The sequence below is a fragment of the Ralstonia sp. GX3-BWBA genome (assembly GCF_003290055.1).
In the GTDB taxonomy this organism is placed as follows: domain Bacteria; phylum Pseudomonadota; class Gammaproteobacteria; order Burkholderiales; family Burkholderiaceae; genus Ralstonia; species Ralstonia holmesii.
This window is the reverse complement of sequence record NZ_QMKS01000019.1, coordinates 155,216-174,021: the sequence shown is the minus strand read 5'-3', so window position 1 is coordinate 174,021 and position 18,806 is coordinate 155,216. Positions and strand designations below refer to the sequence as shown.

General features: G+C 65.3%; 18 protein-coding genes. 13 read left to right on the top strand and 5 right to left on the bottom strand.

Features of this window, described 5'->3' with window-relative positions; translation table 11 throughout:
- Window positions 1–24: 24 nt before the first annotated feature.
- On the bottom strand, window positions 25–561 hold the full coding sequence (locus DOD19_RS18095) for a PadR family transcriptional regulator (RefSeq protein WP_024977528.1): 537 nt from the start codon (window positions 559–561) through the stop codon (window positions 25–27).
- 315 nt (window positions 562–876) lie between these two features.
- Entirely contained in the window at window positions 877–1,356 is a 480-nt protein-coding gene (gene soxR, locus DOD19_RS18090) for a redox-sensitive transcriptional activator SoxR (RefSeq protein ID WP_024977527.1), read from the bottom strand.
- 11 nt (window positions 1,357–1,367) lie between these two features.
- Between soxR and DOD19_RS18085 the strand changes: the two genes are divergently transcribed.
- The gene (locus DOD19_RS18085) at window positions 1,368–1,787 is read left to right on the top strand and encodes an antibiotic biosynthesis monooxygenase family protein (RefSeq protein ID WP_162634383.1); all 420 of its coding nucleotides are present in this window, start codon (window positions 1,368–1,370) and stop codon (window positions 1,785–1,787) included.
- A 57-nt stretch (window positions 1,788–1,844) separates the two neighbouring features.
- Here DOD19_RS18085 and DOD19_RS18080 read toward each other — a convergent pair whose 3' ends face one another.
- Window positions 1,845–2,765, bottom strand: coding sequence for a LysR substrate-binding domain-containing protein (locus DOD19_RS18080; protein ID WP_112186980.1), 921 nt, complete (start codon window positions 2,763–2,765; stop codon window positions 1,845–1,847).
- Between the two features lie 134 nt (window positions 2,766–2,899).
- Here DOD19_RS18080 and DOD19_RS18075 point away from each other — a divergent pair, with 134 nt between their 5' ends.
- Genes DOD19_RS18075 through DOD19_RS18065 form a run of 3 tightly spaced genes read left to right on the top strand, consistent with a single transcriptional unit; the run spans window position 2,900 to window position 7,009 of the window.
- Window positions 2,900–4,309, top strand: coding sequence for a VOC family protein (locus tag DOD19_RS18075; protein WP_112186978.1), 1,410 nt, complete (start codon window positions 2,900–2,902; stop codon window positions 4,307–4,309).
- On the top strand, window positions 4,306–5,556 hold the full coding sequence (locus DOD19_RS18070; RefSeq protein WP_204360078.1) for a PLP-dependent aminotransferase family protein: 1,251 nt from the start codon (window positions 4,306–4,308) through the stop codon (window positions 5,554–5,556). Before DOD19_RS18075 ends, DOD19_RS18070 begins: the two co-directional genes overlap by 4 nt.
- A 37-nt stretch (window positions 5,557–5,593) precedes the next feature.
- The gene (locus tag DOD19_RS18065; RefSeq protein ID WP_112186976.1) at window positions 5,594–7,009 is read left to right on the top strand and encodes an FAD-binding oxidoreductase; all 1,416 of its coding nucleotides are present in this window, start codon (window positions 5,594–5,596) and stop codon (window positions 7,007–7,009) included.
- 13 nt (window positions 7,010–7,022) lie between these two features.
- Here DOD19_RS18065 and DOD19_RS18060 read toward each other — a convergent pair whose 3' ends face one another.
- Window positions 7,023–7,865 (bottom strand): IclR family transcriptional regulator, encoded by an 843-nt coding sequence (locus DOD19_RS18060; protein ID WP_112186974.1) that lies wholly within the window; start codon window positions 7,863–7,865, stop codon window positions 7,023–7,025.
- A gap of 188 nt (window positions 7,866–8,053) precedes the next feature.
- On the opposite strand from DOD19_RS18060, the gene DOD19_RS18055 reads away from it, so the two are divergent.
- The 8 genes from DOD19_RS18055 to DOD19_RS18020 all read left to right on the top strand — a co-directional run bounded on the left by DOD19_RS18055 (window position 8,054) and on the right by DOD19_RS18020 (window position 16,362).
- The gene (locus DOD19_RS18055) at window positions 8,054–9,118 is read left to right on the top strand and encodes an ABC transporter ATP-binding protein (protein WP_024977520.1); all 1,065 of its coding nucleotides are present in this window, start codon (window positions 8,054–8,056) and stop codon (window positions 9,116–9,118) included.
- Window positions 9,115–9,972, top strand: a complete 858-nt coding sequence (locus DOD19_RS18050; RefSeq protein WP_112186972.1) for an ABC transporter permease — start codon at window positions 9,115–9,117, stop codon at window positions 9,970–9,972. The genes DOD19_RS18055 and DOD19_RS18050 overlap by 4 nt, the downstream gene beginning before the upstream one ends.
- A gap of 10 nt (window positions 9,973–9,982) precedes the next feature.
- Window positions 9,983–10,777 carry an ABC transporter permease gene (locus DOD19_RS18045; protein WP_024977518.1) on the top strand — a complete coding sequence of 265 codons (795 nt, stop codon included), beginning with the start codon at window positions 9,983–9,985 and terminating at the stop codon, window positions 10,775–10,777.
- A 13-nt stretch (window positions 10,778–10,790) separates the two neighbouring features.
- Entirely contained in the window at window positions 10,791–11,117 is a 327-nt protein-coding gene (locus DOD19_RS18040) for a (2Fe-2S)-binding protein (protein WP_024977517.1), read from the top strand.
- Window positions 11,117–12,547: an FAD/NAD(P)-binding oxidoreductase gene (locus DOD19_RS18035; protein WP_204360077.1), complete on the top strand. Its 1,431-nt coding sequence runs from the start codon at window positions 11,117–11,119 to the stop codon at window positions 12,545–12,547. Before DOD19_RS18040 ends, DOD19_RS18035 begins: the two co-directional genes overlap by 1 nt.
- Window positions 12,540–13,673, top strand: a complete 1,134-nt coding sequence (locus DOD19_RS18030) for an FAD-dependent oxidoreductase (RefSeq protein WP_112186970.1) — start codon at window positions 12,540–12,542, stop codon at window positions 13,671–13,673. The genes DOD19_RS18035 and DOD19_RS18030 overlap by 8 nt, the downstream gene beginning before the upstream one ends.
- Before the next feature lie 26 nt (window positions 13,674–13,699).
- The gene (locus tag DOD19_RS18025) at window positions 13,700–14,764 is read left to right on the top strand and encodes an ABC transporter substrate-binding protein (protein ID WP_024977514.1); all 1,065 of its coding nucleotides are present in this window, start codon (window positions 13,700–13,702) and stop codon (window positions 14,762–14,764) included.
- Between the two features lie 65 nt (window positions 14,765–14,829).
- Window positions 14,830–16,362 carry an aldehyde dehydrogenase family protein gene (locus DOD19_RS18020; protein ID WP_112186968.1) on the top strand — a complete coding sequence of 511 codons (1,533 nt, stop codon included), beginning with the start codon at window positions 14,830–14,832 and terminating at the stop codon, window positions 16,360–16,362.
- Window positions 16,363–16,433: 71 nt separating this feature from the next.
- On the opposite strand, the gene DOD19_RS18015 is transcribed toward DOD19_RS18020, so the two are convergent.
- Window positions 16,434–17,699: a serine hydrolase domain-containing protein gene (locus DOD19_RS18015; RefSeq protein WP_112186966.1), complete on the bottom strand. Its 1,266-nt coding sequence runs from the start codon at window positions 17,697–17,699 to the stop codon at window positions 16,434–16,436.
- A 182-nt stretch (window positions 17,700–17,881) separates the two neighbouring features.
- Here DOD19_RS18015 and DOD19_RS18010 point away from each other — a divergent pair, with 182 nt between their 5' ends.
- Window positions 17,882–18,799, top strand: coding sequence for a LysR family transcriptional regulator (locus DOD19_RS18010; protein WP_024977511.1), 918 nt, complete (start codon window positions 17,882–17,884; stop codon window positions 18,797–18,799).
- Window positions 18,800–18,806 lie beyond the last annotated feature (7 nt).

Sequence of the window (18,806 nt, the reverse complement as noted above, 5' to 3'; positions counted from 1 at the left end):
TCAGGCCCTTAGGCCTTCAGGCCTTCAGGCCGTCACAGGGGCTGGCTCCAGCAACGGCAGCACATCGTCTGCCCACGCGAGCCAGCCTTCTTCGTAAACGATGCCGCGCTGAAGCACCGCGTGCTGCAACTGCTGCGCACGTGTGAGATCAGCCCGCGAAAAATCGCGCTTCTCGATCTCGCGGAAGGTGTTCAGGCGCGTGCGGTGCTGCTCGATCAGGCGCTGCATCTCGTCGGCAAAACCGAGGGGGCCGATCACCGCTTCGGCACGCAGCTTCACCAGCACTTCCTCGCGGTTGTCCGACGACACGGTCGGCTCCAGCACCCAGCGTGCGAGTTCGTCCCGGCCGGGCGGCAACACGGTGTACGTCTTCTTGCGGCTGTCCTCCTCTTCTTCCACGCTCACCCAGCCAGCCTCGGCCATGCGGCCAAGCTCGCGGTAGATCTGCTGATGCGTGGCGCTCCAAAAATAGCCCATCGACTTGTCAAAGCGTCGAGCAAGCTCGTAGCCCGACGAGGGCTTTTCCAGCAGGGATGTCAGCAGTGCGTGTTGGATGGACATGGTGGAGTTTTTTTTGTAAGCCATTGATTCTAAATGCAGAGTGCCCCTCAGGTGGAAGATTTTTTCCCACCAGATCAGGGCTTTCCTTGGTAATAAAATCAATGACTCGCCACGGCGTTTTGAACGCTGATTGCGCCCCCGCCCACGCTCGGACTCTTCGCACGGATAGGACGTATTTGGCAGTCCCTCGCCACCAACGTTAGTGCAACGTTCCCACTTGGCAGGCCCCTGCGGCCGTATTACGTGCATCCAGCAGCCACGTGAGCAAAGCCCGGCGTTACCCACCCTGCGGAACACCACCACAAGTTGCCGCCGTTACGATTTCAGAGGTTTGATCATCAGTCGTCGCGGCCCGGCCCCCTCCTGGGCTAACTTGTCCAGGGGATTGCGCAGGCGGCACCGGTCGATCGACAAGCAGCCACAGCCGATGCAATCATCCAATGTGTCGCGCAGCTTCTTGAGTTGAGCGATGCGCTCGTCGAGATCACTGCGCCATGTCGTCGACAATCGCGACCAAGCTTCGCGGTCCGGAATGCTGCCCTTCGGCAGTTTGTCCAGCCCGGCCGCTATCTCAGCCAACGAAATTCCGACACGCTGCGCCACGCGCACAAACGCTACGCGGCGCAAAACGTCGCGCGAATATCGGCGCTGGTTGCCGCTCGTCCGGTGACTCTCGATGAGGCCCTTGGCTTCGTAGAAATGCAGTGTCGATACAGGCACGCCGCTGCGGCGGGATACCTCTCCCACGCTCAACGTGAGCGAAATACCCATTTCTTCCAAGGGATGTTTTTTCATGCGCGAACCTCTTGACCTCAACCTTGCTTGAGATTTTAGAGTACGGCGGTATCTCCTGGCCGTTCCTAATGACGAGGTTCCGCATGACATCCGCACAAGCTTCCGACGACTCACACACGGCGGTTTTCCGCATCAGCCGCTTTGCCGTACCGCCTGCCGCGATGCCGGCTTTCATGGAGCGCATCCAGCAAGCGAGAAACCTGCTTGCAGCCCAACCAGGCTGCTTGAAAAGCTCAGTGCTGACGCACCCCGCTGGCACCGCCGAGTTCAACGTTGTGTCCATCGTCGAATGGGCCAGTCTGCAAGCCATGGAGACCGCCAAATCCGCGATTGAGGTGCAGCAGTTTCAGGAGGGGTTCGATCCGGAAACGTTCCGCCGTGACCTCGGCATCAGCGCCGATACGGCTGTTTATACGGCCGCCACACGTTAAGGAAATCGCGGCGCCGAGCACCTCGCGTGTTTTTGCGCTTTGCGAAAGCGCAGCGCCTCACTCTGCGGACTGCGTGGGCATGAAGTCTTGCGCCGCTTTCACCAGCCATGTCCGCAGCGCTTGCAGCGGCGGATAGTCCGCGCGGCTCGTGGGCCAGGCGAGGTAGTAACGCTCGGCGCTTTCCATCTCGGGCACATGCGGCAGTGCCCGCACCAGGTCGCCTTGCTGCAGCTCGTGGGTGATCAGAAAACGCGGCAGTAACGCCACGCCCAGGCCGGCAACTGCAGCTTGCGCGGCCGTGGCAAATTGGTCGAACAGCATGCCCTGGGGTTCGGCACCCGTCACGTGGTGGCTGGCCAGCCAACGCGGCCAGGCATCGGGGCGCGAGGCCAGGTGCAACAGCGGCGCATGCAGCAGATCGCGCGGCTGCGCAAAGTCGTAGCGGGCCAGCAATGCCGGGCTGCAAGCAGGCACGACGGTTTCGCTCATCAGCAAGGCCAGTTCCGCCCCCGGCCAGTGCGGTGTACCGAAATGGATGGCCGCGTCCACCGCTTCCAGTTGAAAGTCGAACTGCGACAGCCGCGTCGTCAGATTGATGGTGATGCCGGGGTGCGCGTCAAAAAACGCCGGCAGGCGCGGTGCCAGCCAGCGGGTGCCGAACGTCGGCAGGATGGCCAGATTCAAGCTGCCGCCCTGCGGATTGGCGCGGAACCCGACCGTGGCGCTGGAGATGCGCACCAACGCGCCGCGGATTTCCTCCGCATACGCTTGGCCCGCCGCGCTCAGCCGCACGGTCTGGCGTTCACGCACGAACAGCTCGGCGCCCAGGCGATCTTCCAGCGCGCGGATCTGGCGGCTGACGGCGCTCTGCGTCAGGTGCAGCTCGGCAGCGGCAGCCGTGAAGCTCTGGTGGCGCGCGGCGGCCTCGAACGCGCATAGCAGGGACATCGGCGGCAGAAAGCGGCGGGACAGGAACATGGGGCGCAGGAGTTGTGCGGTGCAGAAGTCGCTCAATCATTCTAGTTTGGAATGACCTAGGGCCGGATTATCGTTTGACCGGCGTTCCTTGGCCAACCTAGCATGGCCTCGTCCCTGCCAAACCCCATTCAGTCATGAGCACCGCGCATCAACCTCCGGCGTCGAACTTCATCCACGCGAACGAAATCCGCTCCCGCTTTTCGCGCGCCATGTCCGCCATGTACCGCGAAGAAGTGCCCCAATACGGCACTCTGGTCGAGCTGGTATCCGACATCAACGCTCGCACGCTGGACGCCCAGCCCGCGCTGCGCGCGCAGATGGCGCAGTCGGGCGAGCTGGAGCGGCTGGACGTCGAGCGCCACGGCGCCATCCGCGTCGGCACGGCAGCCGAACTGGCCACGCTGCGCCGGCTGTTTGCCGTCATGGGCATGGAGCCGGTGGGTTACTACGATCTTTCGGTGGCTGGCGTGCCCGTGCATTCGACGGCGTTTCGCCCGGTGGCCGATGCCGCGTTGCTGGCCAACCCGTTTCGCGTGTTCACGTCGCTGCTGCGGTTGGAGCTGATTGCCGACGCTGCCCTGCGCGACAAGGCCACTGCCATCCTGGCGCAACGGCAGATCTTTACGCCGCGCGTGCTGGAACTGATCGCCCAACGCGAAGCTGACGGCGGTCTGGCCGACGCGGATGCCGACGCCTTTGTGCGCGAGGCGCTGGAGACCTTCCGCTGGCACAGCACCGCCACGGTCGATGCCGAGACGTATCGCGCGCTGCAAGCCGCCCACCGCCTGGTGGCCGACGTGGTGTGCTTCCGCGGCCCCCACATCAACCACCTGACGCCGCGCACGCTCGACATCGACGCCGCACAGGCCGCCATGCCCGCACGCGGCATGGACGCCAAAGATGTAGTGGAAGGTCCGCCGCCCCGCAACTGCCCCATCCTGCTGCGCCAGACCAGCTTCAAGGCGCTGCAGGAAGCCGTGCGCTTTACCGACGATGCCGGCGCCCACACGGCGCGCTTTGGCGAAATCGAGCAGCGCGGTGTGGCCCTCACACGCAAGGGCCGCGCGCTATACGACCAACTGCTGGCCGAGGTGCGCAGCATGGGCAATGCCGGCAGTGCCGCACCCAACTACGAAGATCGGCTAGCCCAGGCGTTCCGCGCCTTTCCGGATACCCATGAGGCGTTGCGTGCGCAAGGGCTGGCGTTCTATCGCTACACCCTCACGCCAACGGGCCATGCACACGCCGACAGCGCAGCGGCGGCCGATGCGTCGTTGGATGAACTTCTGGCCAAGGGCTGGGTACAAGCCGATCCCATCACTTATGAAGACTTCTTGCCGGTGAGCGCGGCAGGCATCTTCCAATCCAACCTGGGTGGCGAGGAGCAAAAGCAGTACCAAGCCCACGCCGCACAGCAAGCGTTTGAGGCTGCGCTGGGTGCACGCGTGCACGACGAAATCGCCTTGTACGAGGCGGCGCAGCAGCGCTCGATCGATGAGGTGCGCGCCGTGCTGCGCGGCACGGCCGTCGTGGATGCCGCATGACCGGCCTGCACACACCCGCCGCCATGCCGGGCTTTGCCGCCCCGTTTGCAAACCCGGCCGGCTCACCCATCCGCGAACTGTTTCCGTACCTCAGCCAGCCGGGGATGATCTCGCTGGCAGGCGGGTATCCGTCGCCGAGTCTGTTCGATGCCGAAGGGCTGGCGCAGGCCGCCGCCCAGGCCATGGCGGGCGATGCGCAAGCCCTGCAGTACGGCGCCACGGAAGGGCTGCCCGTCCTTCGCACGGCGCTCGCAGCGCTGATGGGTGCACGGGGCATCCAGGCTAGCGCCGAGCAGATGATGGTGACCACGGGCTCGCAGCAAGCATTCGACCTTTTGGTGCGGGCGTTGATCGAACCCGGCGATACGGTGTTGGTGGAAGTGCCCGCCTACCCTGCCACGCTGCAAGCCTTGCGCCTGGCACAAGCCCGTATCGTGCCCGTGCCGATGGACGAACACGGCCTGCAGACCGATGCACTGGCCGACCTGCTGCACCGGTTGCCCGCCACGCAGCGCCCCAAGCTGCTCTACACGGTGCCGAATTTTTCCAACCCGCGCGGCACGCTGCTGTCTGCACAGCGGCGCGAAGCCCTCGTCCAGTTGGCCTGCACCCACGGCTTCTGGGTGGTGGAAGACGATCCCTACGGCGAGCTGCGCTTTGATGCGCCGGAGGGCAACGCCGCTGCGATGCCTCCAACCTTGCGTGCCTTGGGCGATCGGTTGGCCGCAGACGGCATGAACCCGGTGGTGTATCTCTCCAGCCTGTCCAAGACCGTTGCTCCCGCGCTGCGGATCGGCTGGATGCTGGCCGACAGCAGCCTGCTGCGCCGGTGCGCCATTGCCAAACAGACGGTGGATCTGTGCACGTCGCCGCTGGCGCAGATGGTGGCGGCCCGCTATCTGGAAAGCGGCCGCTATCCAGCCACGGTGCAGCGCGCCCGCATCGAGTATCAGCGGCGCATGTTGGCCCTGGTGCAAGGCATCGCCACGCAGCTGGATGGCCATGTGCAATGCGCCGCGCCGGCAGGCGGCATGTTTGTCTGGGCGACCTTCGCGCAGTCGATCGACCCGCAAGCGCTCTTTGATGCCGCCGTGTCGCAGCAGGTGCTCTATGTGCCGGGCAAGGCGTTCTACCCGGACAACGCACAACTCAACACCATGCGCTTGTCGTTTGCCGCGCCCGAGGTGCCGCAGATCGAGCAGGCCGTGCGGCGGCTGGCTGCGGCGGTAACGCTGTCCATGCGTTGATAGCGCCCTCAAACAGACAACCTTCATCGCCATTGCCATGACACCCGACAACCTGATTCCCGCCTTGCGCGACATCGTGGGGCCCGCCCATGTTTTGACCGGCGACGACTGCGCCGAATACGAATCCGATTGGCGCCAGCGCGTGCGCGGCAAGGCGCTGTGCGTGGTGCGGCCGGGCTGTACGGCGGAAGTGGCCGCGGTCGTGCGCGCGTGTGCGCAAGCTGGAGCGTCCATCGTGCCGCAGGGCGGCAATACGGGCCTCGTAGAAGGCTCGGTGCCCAATGCCAGCGGCGGGCAGATCGTTGTGAGCCTGCGCCGCATGCAAACCGTGCGCGCCATCGACGCGGCCAACATGACGATGACGGTGGATGCCGGTTGCGTACTCCAGTCACTGCAGGACGTGGCAAGCGAGGCGGGCATGCTGTTCCCGTTGAGCCTGGGCGCGGAAGGCAGTTGCACGATCGGCGGCAACCTGGCGACCAACGCGGGCGGCACACAGGTGCTGCGCTATGGCAATGCGCGCGAGCTGTGCCTGGGGCTGGAAGTTGTTCTGGCTGACGGGCAAATCTGGGAGAGCCTGCAAGGCCTGCGCAAGGACAACACCGGCTATGACCTGCGCAATCTGTTCATCGGCAGCGAGGGCTCGCTGGGCATCATCACGGCGGCCACGCTGCGCCTCTATCCGCAACCGGCCGCGCAGTTGACAGCGTGGGCAGCCGTGCCTTCACTGCAAGCAGCCACGGCGTTGCTGGCCTTGTCGCACCGGCATCTGTCTGCCGCGCTCACAGGCTTTGAAGTGATGAGCCAGGAAGGGCTCCGGCTGGTCGACTCGCACTATCCACATCTGCGCGTGCCGATGTGGCGCGACACGATGTGGTGCGTCTTGCTGGAAGCCTCCGACAGTGAGTCAGAGGCGCACGCCCGGGCGCAGTTTGAACACCTGCTGGAAACCGCGATGGAAGACGGCATCGTGACCGACGCGATCATCGCCGAGAACATCCGGCAGGCGCACGACCTGTGGCACATCCGCGAGAGCATCACCCTGGCCCAGGCGGCCGAAGGGCCCAACATCAAACACGATGTCTCGGTGCCGATCTCGCGCATTCCCGACTTTGTGGCGCAGACCGATGCGCAACTGCAGGCTCTGGCGCCCGGGCTGCGGCTCATCAACTTCGGGCACCTGGGCGACGGAAACCTGCACTACAACGTGCAGCCGCCGGCGGGGGCGGATGCCGCGGCCTTCGTTGCCGCGCATGAGGCTGCGATTGGCGATGCGGTGTACCAGTCCGTCCACCGATTTGGCGGTTCGATCTCAGCCGAGCATGGCATCGGCTCGCTCAAGCGCGATCACCTTCCGCATTACAAGGCGCCGGTGGCGCTGCAATTGATGCGGACCATCAAGCAGGCACTTGACCCGCAAGACTTGCTGAACCCGGGTCGCGTGCTCGCATGATCGCCTGGTCAGATCAGATGGCGCGATAGGTGTCGCTCACGGCCATTGATTGCATGGGCCGACGCAGTGTCGGGTCAAACGGATTGATCTGCGTGGTCAGCCGATTGGCCTCGCGCAGCAGCATGTCGTAGACGATGGGCAGGCGCTCGGCGCTCAGGCGGTTGGCAAGCGTCCCCACAGAAAGCGCGGCGACGACATTGCCATTGCGATCGAACACCGGCACGGCAATGCCGGCCATGCCTTCGAGCAGCCCGTCCGTCTTGGCGCTGTAGCCGAGTTCGCGCGCCTTTCTGACCTCGGAGCGCAGATAGACCTCGTCGTACACGCTGTAGTGCCGGATGCGCGGCAAGTTGTAGCGCAGCACCTCCTCCTGCTCGGCCTCGGGCAGGTGCGCCAGGATCACCAGGGCGCCCTGCCCCACTCCGAGTTCGATCCGGCCGCCCACGTCGCCGGTGAAGGTGCGAATCGGATATTGGCCTTCCACGCGATCCAGACACACCGCATCAAAGCCCGAGCGCACCAGCAGCAACACCGTATCGCCCAGGCTTGCGTTCAGCCGCAGCAGGGCCGGCCGGGCGACCGAGCGCAAGTCGTTCACCGCACCGGCCTGGGCCGCCAGGCAGAACAGGTCCAGGCTCAGCCGGTACAGCTTGTTCTGCTGATCCTGCTCGACCATGCCTTCTTGCGTCAGCCCCTGCAGCAGGCGGTGCGTGGTGGCGGGGGTCATTCCCAGGGTTTTGGCCAGGTAGGTGACGCGCACACCTTGGTGCTGCTGCTCCGCCATGGTGCGCAGGATCTGGAAGGTGCGGTGCATGGCGCTGCGCTGATGCGCGTCGTCTTCGGAATCTACGGACATAAAGCTGGAACGGACTGAATTCGGTTGATCGATTGTATTCCGATAGTCGGAATAAATACGATAAATATTCCAACTACAGCGTATACACCTAGTCTGTAACGGTGTTTTGGCACAGGTGTTGCAATAGCATAGCCATATTGTTCAAACAGAAGCGTCTGGCGACGCCCCCAAGTCGCAAAGGATGACCGATGAGTTTTCTGCGCCTCAACCATGTCTCCAAGCAGTACGGCGACCTGCGGGTCGTTCAGGACTTCAACCTGAACGTGCACAAGGGCGAGTTTGTCTCGCTGCTGGGCCCATCGGGCTGCGGCAAGACCACGACCCTGCAGATGATTGCGGGCTTCGCGGAGGTGACCGAAGGCTCGATCGAGCTGGACGGCAAGGACATCACCCGTGCCAAGGCCAACGCGCGCGGCCTGGGGATCGTGTTCCAGACCTACGCGCTGTTCCCGCACATGACGGTGCGCGAGAACGTGGAATTCGGGCTGGAGATGCGCAAGTGCCCCGCAGCAGAGCGCCGCGAGCGCGCCATGCAGACGCTGGCGCTGGTGCATCTGGACAAGCACGTTGATCGCTACCCGCGCGAGCTGTCGGGCGGCCAGCGCCAGCGCGTTGCCCTGGCGCGGGCGCTGGTCATCAAGCCGCCGGTGCTGCTGCTGGATGAGCCGCTGTCGAACCTGGACGCCAAGCTGCGCGAAGAGATGCAGTTCGAGCTGCGCGAGATCCAGCGCAAGGTCGGCACGACCACCATCATGGTCACCCACGATCAGGCCGAAGCCATGTCGATCAGCGATCGCGTGGTCGTCATGGAGGCGGGCCGCATCACCCAGGTGGATACACCGCTGGCGGTGTATGAGCATCCGCGCAATGCGTTCATCTCCACCTTTGTCGGCAAGGCCAATCTGCTGCATGCCGCGGTGGTGTCGGGCACCGACGGCGAACTTCGCGCATCGATCGGTTCCGTGCAACTCGCGCTGCCGCCGGGCACGCCGGTGGGCAGCAAGGTTGTGCTGGCGCTGCGCCCGGAAAAGATGACGTGCACCGCCGACGGCGCCGGCCGCTGTGAAGGCCGCGTGACCGAACGCTTCTTCCTCGGCAACCAGTGGATGTACACCGTCGACACGCCGCTCGGCGCGATGCTGGTATCCGCCGTCAACGATGGCGATGCCCCGCGCGAAGTGGGCCAGACCGTCGGCGTGGATTGGCAGGACCGCTATGTCCGCGTGATCGGTACCGAGGGGCATGCAGCATGAGCCGCAGACCGACCTGGGTGCCATGGAGCATGACCGGCCCAGCGCTGGCCCTCTTTGCCGTGATGCTGTTCGTGCCGCTCGCGCTGAGCGTGATCCTGTCGTTCAACGTGTTCGATGCCGACAAGGGCCCCATTGCGGGCACCTTCACGTTCGTGCACTACCTGCACGTGGTGCAAGACCCGTACTACTACGAGATCTTCTGGCGCACGCTGCGCGTCTCGGCACTCGTGACACTGGTCTGCATCCTGATTGGCGCGCCCGAGGCCTACATCCTGAGCCGGATGCGCAAGCCGTGGCGTTCGATCTTTCTGCTCGTCATTCTCGCGCCGCTGCTGATCTCGGTCGTGGTGCGCGCCTTCGGCTGGAGCATGCTGCTCGAGCCCGAAGGCCTGATCAACGCCGCGTTCAAGGCCGTTGGCATCGGCCCGGTCAAGCTGCTGTACAACGAGACGGCCGTCGTGATTGCGCTGGTGCACGTGATGCTGCCGTTCATGGTCATCCCGGTGTGGACCTCGCTGCAAAAGCTCGACCCGTGGGTGGAAAACGCCGCGCTGTCATTGTCCGCATCGCACTTCACCACCTTGCGCCGCGTGGTGCTGCCGCAGGTCATGCCGGGCATTCTGTCGGGCAGCCTGATCGTGTTCGGCCTGGCGGCCAGCTCATTCGCCATTCCGGGCCTGCTGGGCGGGCGCCGCGTGAAGATGGTCGCCACGCTCATCTACGACGAATACCTGAACGAACTGAACTGGCCGCTGGGCGCAGCCATCGCGCTGATTCTGCTGGCGGCCAACCTCGTCATCATGCTGGGCTGGAACCGCATGATTGAAGGGCGCTACAAAAGAACGCTGGGCTGAAGGAGCGCACATGCAAAAGAACGGACCGCTCGCGCTCATCTTCAACGCGCTCGTCATCATCTTCATGCTGGCACCGCTGGTGATCGTGTGTATCGTCGCCTTCACGCCTGAAGAAACGCTCACACTGCCGACCCATCATTTCTCGCTGCGCTGGTTCGATCAGGTGCTGCATCACCCCGACTTCGTGCAATCGTTCTGGAACAGCCTGTGGCTGGGCCTTGCGGCGGCCACGCTGTCTACCGCGCTGGCAGTGCCGGCCGCCATGGCCATCGTCCGCTACCGCGCGCCGGGGCTGCAGTATTTGCAAGGCGTGTTTCTGTCACCGCTGATCATTCCGCACCTGGTGCTGGGCGTGGCGCTGCTGCGCATGTTCTCGCTGGTGGGCGGGCAAGGCAGCTTCGGCTGGCTGATCTTCGCCCATGCACTGATCGTCACGCCGTACACCATGCGGCTGGTGATGGCAGCGCTGGTGGGCTTTGACCACTCGGTCGAGCACGCCGCTTATTCGCTGGGTGCGAGCAGCTTCACGGTGTTTCGCCGCATGACGCTGCCGATGATCCTGCCGGGCATCACGGGCGGGTGGCTGCTGGCCTTCATCAACAGCTTTGATGAACTGACCATGTCGATCTTCGTGGTGTCGCCCGCCACCGTCACGCTGCCGGTGCGCATGTACATGTACGCCACGGAATCGCTCGACCCGATGATGGCCGCCGTCTCGGCGCTGATCGTCTTCCTCACGCTCGCGCTGATGCTGCTGCTGGACAAGGTCTACGGCCTGGACCGCATTCTGATCGGCAAGCATTGAGACACAGATCACGATGAACGCTCCTGCAAATCCATCGGCCCGCGCGCAGCTCCAGCGCCTCAAAGAGCGCAATCGCCCCGCGGTGCCCTTTGTGCTGGATGGCCGCCCCGCCGAAGCGCTTGCCGGCGACACCGTCCTGACGGCCGTGCTCACGCAAACACGCCAGTTGCGCTTGAACGAATTCAGCCAGCAGCCGCGCGCCGGTTTCTGCCTGATGGGCGCATGCCAGGACTGCTGGGTGCGTCTGGCCGATGGCAAATCGCTGCGCGCGTGCCAGACCATGATCGAACCCGGCATGCACATCTGCACGCAACCGGCTGGCAGCGAGGGAGCCGCGTGATGACGCAACCCGCCCCCACGCTGCAGCGCCAGTCGCAGGCGGATCTGCCGCCCGTCATCATCGGTGCGGGGCCGGCAGGTGTGCGTGCGGCGCAGACGCTGCTGGCGCACGGCCTCAAGCCCATCGTGCTGGATGAAGCTCCGCGCGCCGGCGGTCAGATCTATCGCCGCCAGCCGGATGGCTTTGCCCGGAGCGCGGCCGATCTGTACGGCACCGAAGCCGCGCGTGCGCAGGCCGTACATGCCGCCTTTGACCAGCTCCAGCCACAGATCGATTACCACCCGCAGACCCTGGTGTGGAATGCCCAGCCCGATCTGCTCGACCTGCTGCATGTGCCTACGCGCGCGGTCAGCAGCCTGCCGTGGCGCGATGTGATTGTCGCCACCGGCGCCACAGACCGTGTGCTGCCGATCCCGGGTTGGACACTGCCGGGCGTCTATACGCTGGGCGGCGCGCAAGTCGCGCTCAAGTACCAGGGCTGCGCGATTGGCGATGCCGTCGTGTTTGCAGGCACCGGCCCGCTGCTGTATCTGGTGGCCTGCCAGTACGCCAAGGCCGGCGCAAACGTCGTGGCGGTGCTGGACACTGCCCCGGCCACCGCGCGCTACAAGGCGGCGCCGGCCATGCTGGGCCAGCCTGGCGTCATGGCCAAGGGCATGGCGCTGGTGGGCTGGCTCAAGCTGCACGGCATCCCCATGCATCACGGCGTGCGTTTGCTGCGCGCGGAAGGCGATGCGGCATTGGAGCACCTCGTCTGGCAAGACAGCGCCGGCCGCGAACAACGCACGGCTTGCTCCGCTGTGGGCATGGGTTACGCACTGCGGCCCGAAACACAGCTCGCCGATCTGCTGGGCTGCGCGTTCGAGTTTTCTGCACTGCACCGCTGCCATGTGCCGCGCATCGACGCCATGCGGCGCAGCTCGGTCGCGGGCGTGTATCTGGCAGGCGATGGCGCGGGCATCATGGGCGCCGATGCAGCCGAGTACTCGGGCGAATTGGCGGCGCTCGCCCTGTTGCAGGATCGGCAAATCACCGTCGACACCAATCGCTTGGCTGCGCTGCGCCAGCGTCTGCAGAAGATCGAGCGGTTCCGCCACGCGCTGGAAGTGGCCTTCCCCTTTCCCGATGACTGGGCCGCGCACGCCAGCGACGACCTGGTCGTATGCCGCTGCGAAAACGTCACCGCAGGCACTCTGCGCCAGACGGCAGCGGAATGCGGCGTGCACGAGCTGAACCGGCTGAAGGCGCTGTGCCGGGTGGGCATGGGCCGCTGCCAGGGCCGGATGTGCGGCACAGCGGCAGCGGAAATCCTGGCGCACGCGCAGTCCGTTCCGCTGGCGCAAGTGGGCCGGTTGCGCGGCCAGGCACCGATCAAGCCGCTACCGCTGGATGTGACCGAGGTAAGCGAACCGGAGAGCCACCATGCGTGAGCAGCTTGCGTGCGACGTGGCCATCATCGGCGGCGGCATCATGGGCAGCGCCACCGCGCTGTTCCTGCGCCGGCGGGGGCTGGCCGTCACGTTGCTCGAGCGCGACCTGTGCGGTTCGCGCTCAAGCGGCGTCAATTTTGGCGGTGTGCGGCGTCAGGGGCGCTCCATTGAGCAATTGCCGCTGGCCCAGCGTTCGCACCGGATCTGGGGGCGTCTGACCGAGTTGATCGGCACCGAGGCCGAGTACGAGCGCAGCGGGCACTTCAAGATCGCCCGTAGCGTGGCTGACATGGAATCGCTGGCCAGCTATGCAGCACGCAGCGAGGGCTTTGGCCTCGGGTTGCAGCTCATTGAAGGCCAGGCTGCGCTGCAGAAGTATTTTCCGATGGGCGGCGATCAGATCGTCGGCGGCTCGCTGTGCCCTGAAGACGGGCAGGCCAATCCGCGCCTGCTGTCGCCCGCATTTGCGCGCGCGGCGCACGCGGCAGGCGCCGATGTGCGCGAGCACGCGCCGGTGCAATCGGTCGAGCACGATGGCGCCCGCTTCGTCATTCATGCACGGCAGCATGACCGCGATCTGGAGGTCAAAGCCTCCGCGCTCGTCAACTGCGCCGGCGCCTGGGCAGCGCAGTTTGCAGCGCAGTGGGGCGAGCCCGTGCCGATGTTCACCATCCCGCCCACCATGGGCGTGACCGAGCCGCTGCCGTTTTTCCTGCCGTGGAGCCTGGGCGTGGAAGGCGGCGGCATCTACTGCCGCCAGGTGCGGCGCGGCAATGTGGTGTTCGGCGGCGGGCGCGGCTACGTATTGGACGACCAGCGCGCGCGCTCGTCGCACGTGGCGATCCTGCGCCAGTTGCCGCAGTTGGCTGCCCTGCTGCCGCAACTCACAGGCGCCCACATCATCCGCACGTGGAGCGGCACGGAAGGCAACCTGCCTGACGACCAGCCCGTGATTGGGCCCAGTGCCCGCCGCCCCGGCCTGTTCCACGCCTTTGGCTTTGCCGGCGCCGGCTTCCAGCTCGGGCCAGGCGTGGGCGATGTCATGGCCGAGCTGATTGCCGAAGGCCGCACCACCACGCCGATCGAACCCTTTTCCATCCAACGCTTTCTGCAACCCGCAGCTTGATGCACTTGATGCCCCAGGAGACCACCATGCTTGTGAAACACGCGAAAACATCGTTCACGTCCATCATTGCAGCGGCTGCCGGAACCGCGCTGCTCGCCGCCGGCGCCGCCCACGCCGAAACCAAGACGCTGTACATCGGCATGAACGGCGGCAACATGGAACGCACCTACACGCAGTTCGTATTCCCGCCGTTCGAGAAGGCCAACAACGTCAAGGTCGTCGTCGTGCCCGGCACCTCGACCGACATCCTCGCCAAGGCCCAGGCGACCAAGGGCAAGGCGCAGATGCACGTGATGACGCTGGACGACGGCGTCATGTTCCGCGCCATCGGCATGGGGCTATGCGAAAAGCTCAAGCCTTCGGCCAACCTGTCGGCCGTGCCCGCCATTGCCCACCTCAAGGGGGACTACGCCGTGGGCCTGTCGATGGGGCTGACCGGCCTGGCCTACAGCACCAAGATCTTTGCCGACAAGGGCTGGACGCCGCCGACCTCGTGGGGCGATCTGGCTGACCCGAAATACAAGGGCAAGGTGGTCGTGCAATCCATGCCGGCTTCGTCGTTTGGGCTGGATGCCTTCCTGATGTTCAACCGCCTCAAGGGCGGCACTGAAAAGAACGTCGATCCGGCCTTCAAGGCATGGCCCACCACCATCGGCCCGAACGTGGTCGAGTACATCCCCAACTCGTCGAAGGTGGTGGAGATGATGCAGGCCGGCGATGCCGCGCTGTTCCCCTACACGCTCACGCAGGTCGAGCTGATGAAGTCCAAGGGCATCCCGATGGAATTCGTCGCACCCAAGGAAGGCGCCGTCGTTCTGCTGACCGCGCAGTGCGTGCTGGCCAACAACCCGGATGCCGATCTGGCGCAGAAGCTGGCGGACTACCTGATCAGCCCCGAGGCCCAGGCGCTCGCCATGGAAAACGGCTCCTACAATCCAGTCAACCCCAAGGCGCCGCTCAAGGGCAAGGCGGCGGACGAGCAGAACAAGATGAACAACATCCTGAAGACGGCCGTTGCCCTGGACTGGGACGTGATCAACGCCGAACGCCCCGAGTGGAGCAAGCGCTGGAACCGCACCGTCGAGCGTTGAGTTGAGCGCTGCCGCAACGCAACAGTTTTTTGATTGAACACGAGAGAACAGCAAGGATTCGCGCCATGTCAGATTCACGAACACGATTGCAGACCGTACTGAAGGCCCTCGGCCTGGACCTGAAGGCCTACGAAGGGTCGGATTGGACGAGCCGCGCCCCGCGCGATGGCGCGGTATTGGCGACCGTGAAATCGCATACCGCCAGCGAGGCCGAGGCTGCCATCCAGGGCGCGCATCAGGCGTATCTGGCATGGCGTACCGTGCCGGCACCCGTGCGCGGAGAACTGGTGCGCCGCTTGGGCGAGGTCCTGCGCACGCACAAGGCGGCGCTTGGCGAACTGGTCTCACTGGAGGCAGGCAAGATCACCTCCGAGGGCCTGGGCGAAGTGCAGGAGATGATCGACATCTGCGACTTTGCCGTCGGTCTGTCGCGGCAACTGCATGGCTTGACCATCGCCAGCGAGCGCCCTGGGCACCGCATGATGGAAACCTGGCACCCCATGGGGGTGGTGGGCATCATCTCGGCGTTCAACTTTCCGGTGGCGGTGTGGTCGTGGAACGCTGCGCTGGCCCTGGTGTGCGGCAACGCCATCGTGTGGAAGCCGTCGGAGAAGACACCGCTGACGGCCATTGCTTGCCAGCACCTGATGCAGCAGGTTGTCGACGCGTTCAATGCGGAAAAGCCAGGGGCCATTCCTGCTGGGCTGAGCCAACTGCTGATTGGCGGGCGCGATGTGGGTGAGGCGCTGGTTGCCAGCCACCTTGTGCCGATCGTCAGCGCCACGGGCTCGACGCGCATGGGCCGTCAGGTGGGCGTGAAAGTGGCGGAACGCTTTGGCCGCTCGATCCTGGAGCTGGGCGGCAACAACGCGATGATCGTCACGCCTTCGGCGGATCTGGAACTGGCGGCACGCGCCATCACCTTTGCCGCCGTTGGCACGGCGGGCCAACGCTGCACGTCGTTGCGCCGCCTGATCGTGCACCGCTCGGTGGCCGACACACTCCTCGCCCGTCTGGAAAAGATCTACCAGAGCATTGCGATTGGCGACCCGCTGGCCGACGGCACGCTGGTCGGCCCGTTGATCGACCAGGCTGCCTTCGACGGCATGCAGCAGGCACTGGCGCAGGCCCGCGCTGAAGGGGGCGAAGTATTGGGTGGCGAGCGGGTGCGCGAAGACCTGGGCACCGACGCCTGGTACGTGCGCCCAGCGCTGGTCAAGATGCCGGCACCGACGAAGGTGATGGAAAGCGAGACCTTCGCGCCCATCCTCTATGTCGTGACGTATGACGGCGACACGGAGCAGGCCATCGCCATCCAGAACGGCGTGCCGCAGGGCCTGTCGTCCGCCATCTTCACGGCAAACCTGAGCGATGCCGAGCGCTTCATGTCGTCGGCGGGCAGCGACTGCGGCATTGCCAACGTCAACATCGGCACATCGGGCGCCGAGATCGGCGGTGCATTCGGCGGCGAAAAGGAAACCGGCGGCGGGCGCGAATCCGGCTCGGACGCATGGAAGGGTTACATGCGCCGCGCCACCAACACCGTCAACTACAGCGGCGCGCTGCCGCTGGCGCAGGGCGTCCGGTTCGACGTTTGATCGGCACTTGATCGACGTGATGATCAGGCGGCGGCGCGGAATGCTCCGCCGCCTTGATGGTCAACGCGCGCTCAACGCGCCGTGCCACCTACATCCGTAATCGCGCTATAGACAAGCGTGCGCAATTGCCGGCGCACGGGGTAAGCAGACGACGGCAGGACCTGCGTCAGGAACAGGCCGATCAGATCCTCCTGCGGGTCCACCCAGAAGAAGGTGCCGGCCGCGCCGCCCCAGAAGAAATCGCCCGTGCTGCCGGGAATCAACGTGGCCGCCTGGGAGATCGTGGTTGCAAAGCCCAGCCCGAACCCCACGCCGTCATAGGCTGCCTCGCTGAACATCGAAGGCGACGACAGGCTCGACATGTCGCGCCCGCCCGGCAGATGGTTGGCCGTCATCAACGCCAGCGTTTTCGGCCCCAGCAGGCGCACGCCATCCAACTCGCCGCCCTGCAGCAGCATGCGTGAGAAGCGCAGGTAGTCCGCTGCGGTGGAAACCAAACCACCACCACCGGAAATGAAGCTGGGCGGCTTCAGGTACGGGCTGGCGCGCGGATCGTCCTGCAAGACCGGCCCACGATCGGACACCGTCTTCGACCCCATCGCCCCCACGGCATAGCACGCGCAGAAGCGCGACGCCTTCTCTTCCGGCACATGAAAGGCCGTATCGACCATGCCCAGCGGGTCGAAAATCCGCTCCTTCAGGAACGTCTCGAACGGGATGCCGCTGATCTTGCCGACCAGGTAGCCGAGCACATCGGTGGAGACGGAGTAGTTCCACGCGTCGCCCGGAGAGAACTCCAGCGGCACGCCGGCCAGCTTTTCGATCATCTCGTCGAGCGTGCCATCGGTGGCGATGTCGCCCAGCTTCAGCCGGCGGTACGCCGCGTCGATATTCGTGTTCTGGTGGAAGCCATAGGTCAGGCCGGAGGTGTGGCGCAGCAGGTCGACCATGCGCATGGGGCGTTTGACCGGGCGAGACTGGAAGCCCTCCATGAAGCCGCCGGCGTGCACGCCCAGGTTCGCCCACGCGGGGATGAACTTGCTGACCGGATCGTCCAGCGCGACCTTGCATTCCTCCACCAGCATCATGAACGCCACCGACGTGATGGGCTTGGTCATCGAGTAGATGCGGAAAATCGAGTCTTCGGCCAGCGGCACCTGCCGCTCGCGGTCGGCCAGGCCCAGCACGGAGTTCAAGGCCAGTTCGCCGCGCCGCCATACCTGGACGAGCGCGCCGGGCAGCTTGCCCGTCGCAATGTAAGCGTCATCGATGAAGCGCTCGACCCGTGCGAGCCGATCGCGGGACATCCCCTGCGTTTGCGTGCCTTGCCTGTCCATGCCTTCTCCTTGCATTGATGCCCGCGCCGGGCGCAGGCTTGCCAGACTCCGATCCGGTCTGCGCGGTATTCCGACACGCGCAGCCCCGCCCAGCGACACTGTACAGCGCTGATCCATTGCCCGCGACAACGTCCGGGCAACGCCTATGCTTCAATGCGATTCGACCGCAACCCTGTACCACCATGAAGCGATTCGACGACCTGTACCTCTTCACGCGCGTCGTGGAAGCCGGCGGTTTTTCCGCTGCCGAGCGCGCCACGGGCATCCCCAAGTCACGTCTGAGCCGGCGCATTGCCGAGTTGGAGGTGCAGCTCGGCACGCGGCTGCTGCAGCGTTCAAGCCATCGCGTATCGGTCACGCCGGTGGGCGAAGCGGTGTATCGGCACGCTCGCGACATGGCCGATGCGTCAGCGGCCATTGAAGCGCTGGCCGGCGCAGCACGCAGCGAACCGGCCGGCGTGCTGCGCGTCGGCACGTCGCCTTTGCTGGCGGAAACGCTGGTGGCCGGCTGGCTGGCCGAATTTGCCGATGCGCATCCGAAGCTGCGCATCGAGCTGGACTTGTCCAACACCTACGTCGACCTGATCGAGCAGCGCATTGACGTGGCGATCCGCGCGGCCACGGGGCCGCTGCCCTCACGCGATGTGGTGGCGCGGCATCTGGTGGTCTCGCCGCGCGTGCTGGTGGCCAGCCCCGCATTGATTGCCCGTGTGGGTGAGCCCGACACGCCCGCCGCGCTGGAAGATTTCCCTTGCCTGGGGCAAGGCTCGCTCGCCCGCAGCCGCGATTGGATATTGCAGGATGCGCGCGGCCATCGGCTCGCGCTGCCGATTCGCCCGCGCTTTGCCAGCGACAACATCATCGCCCTGCGCGAAGCCGCCATAGCGGGGCTTGGCCTGGCCATCCTGCCGCAGCATTGCTGCCATGCGGCGCTTAACAGTGGCCACCTGCGCACGGTGCTGCCGGGGTGGACACCCGAGCCGGCCGACCTGCACGCACTCTATCCATCGCGTGCAGGCGTGCCGCCTTCGGTGAAGGCGCTGGTGGCGTTCCTGCGCGAGCGCTTTGCCGCGGAAGCCACCATGCAACCGATGACGTGAACCCGCG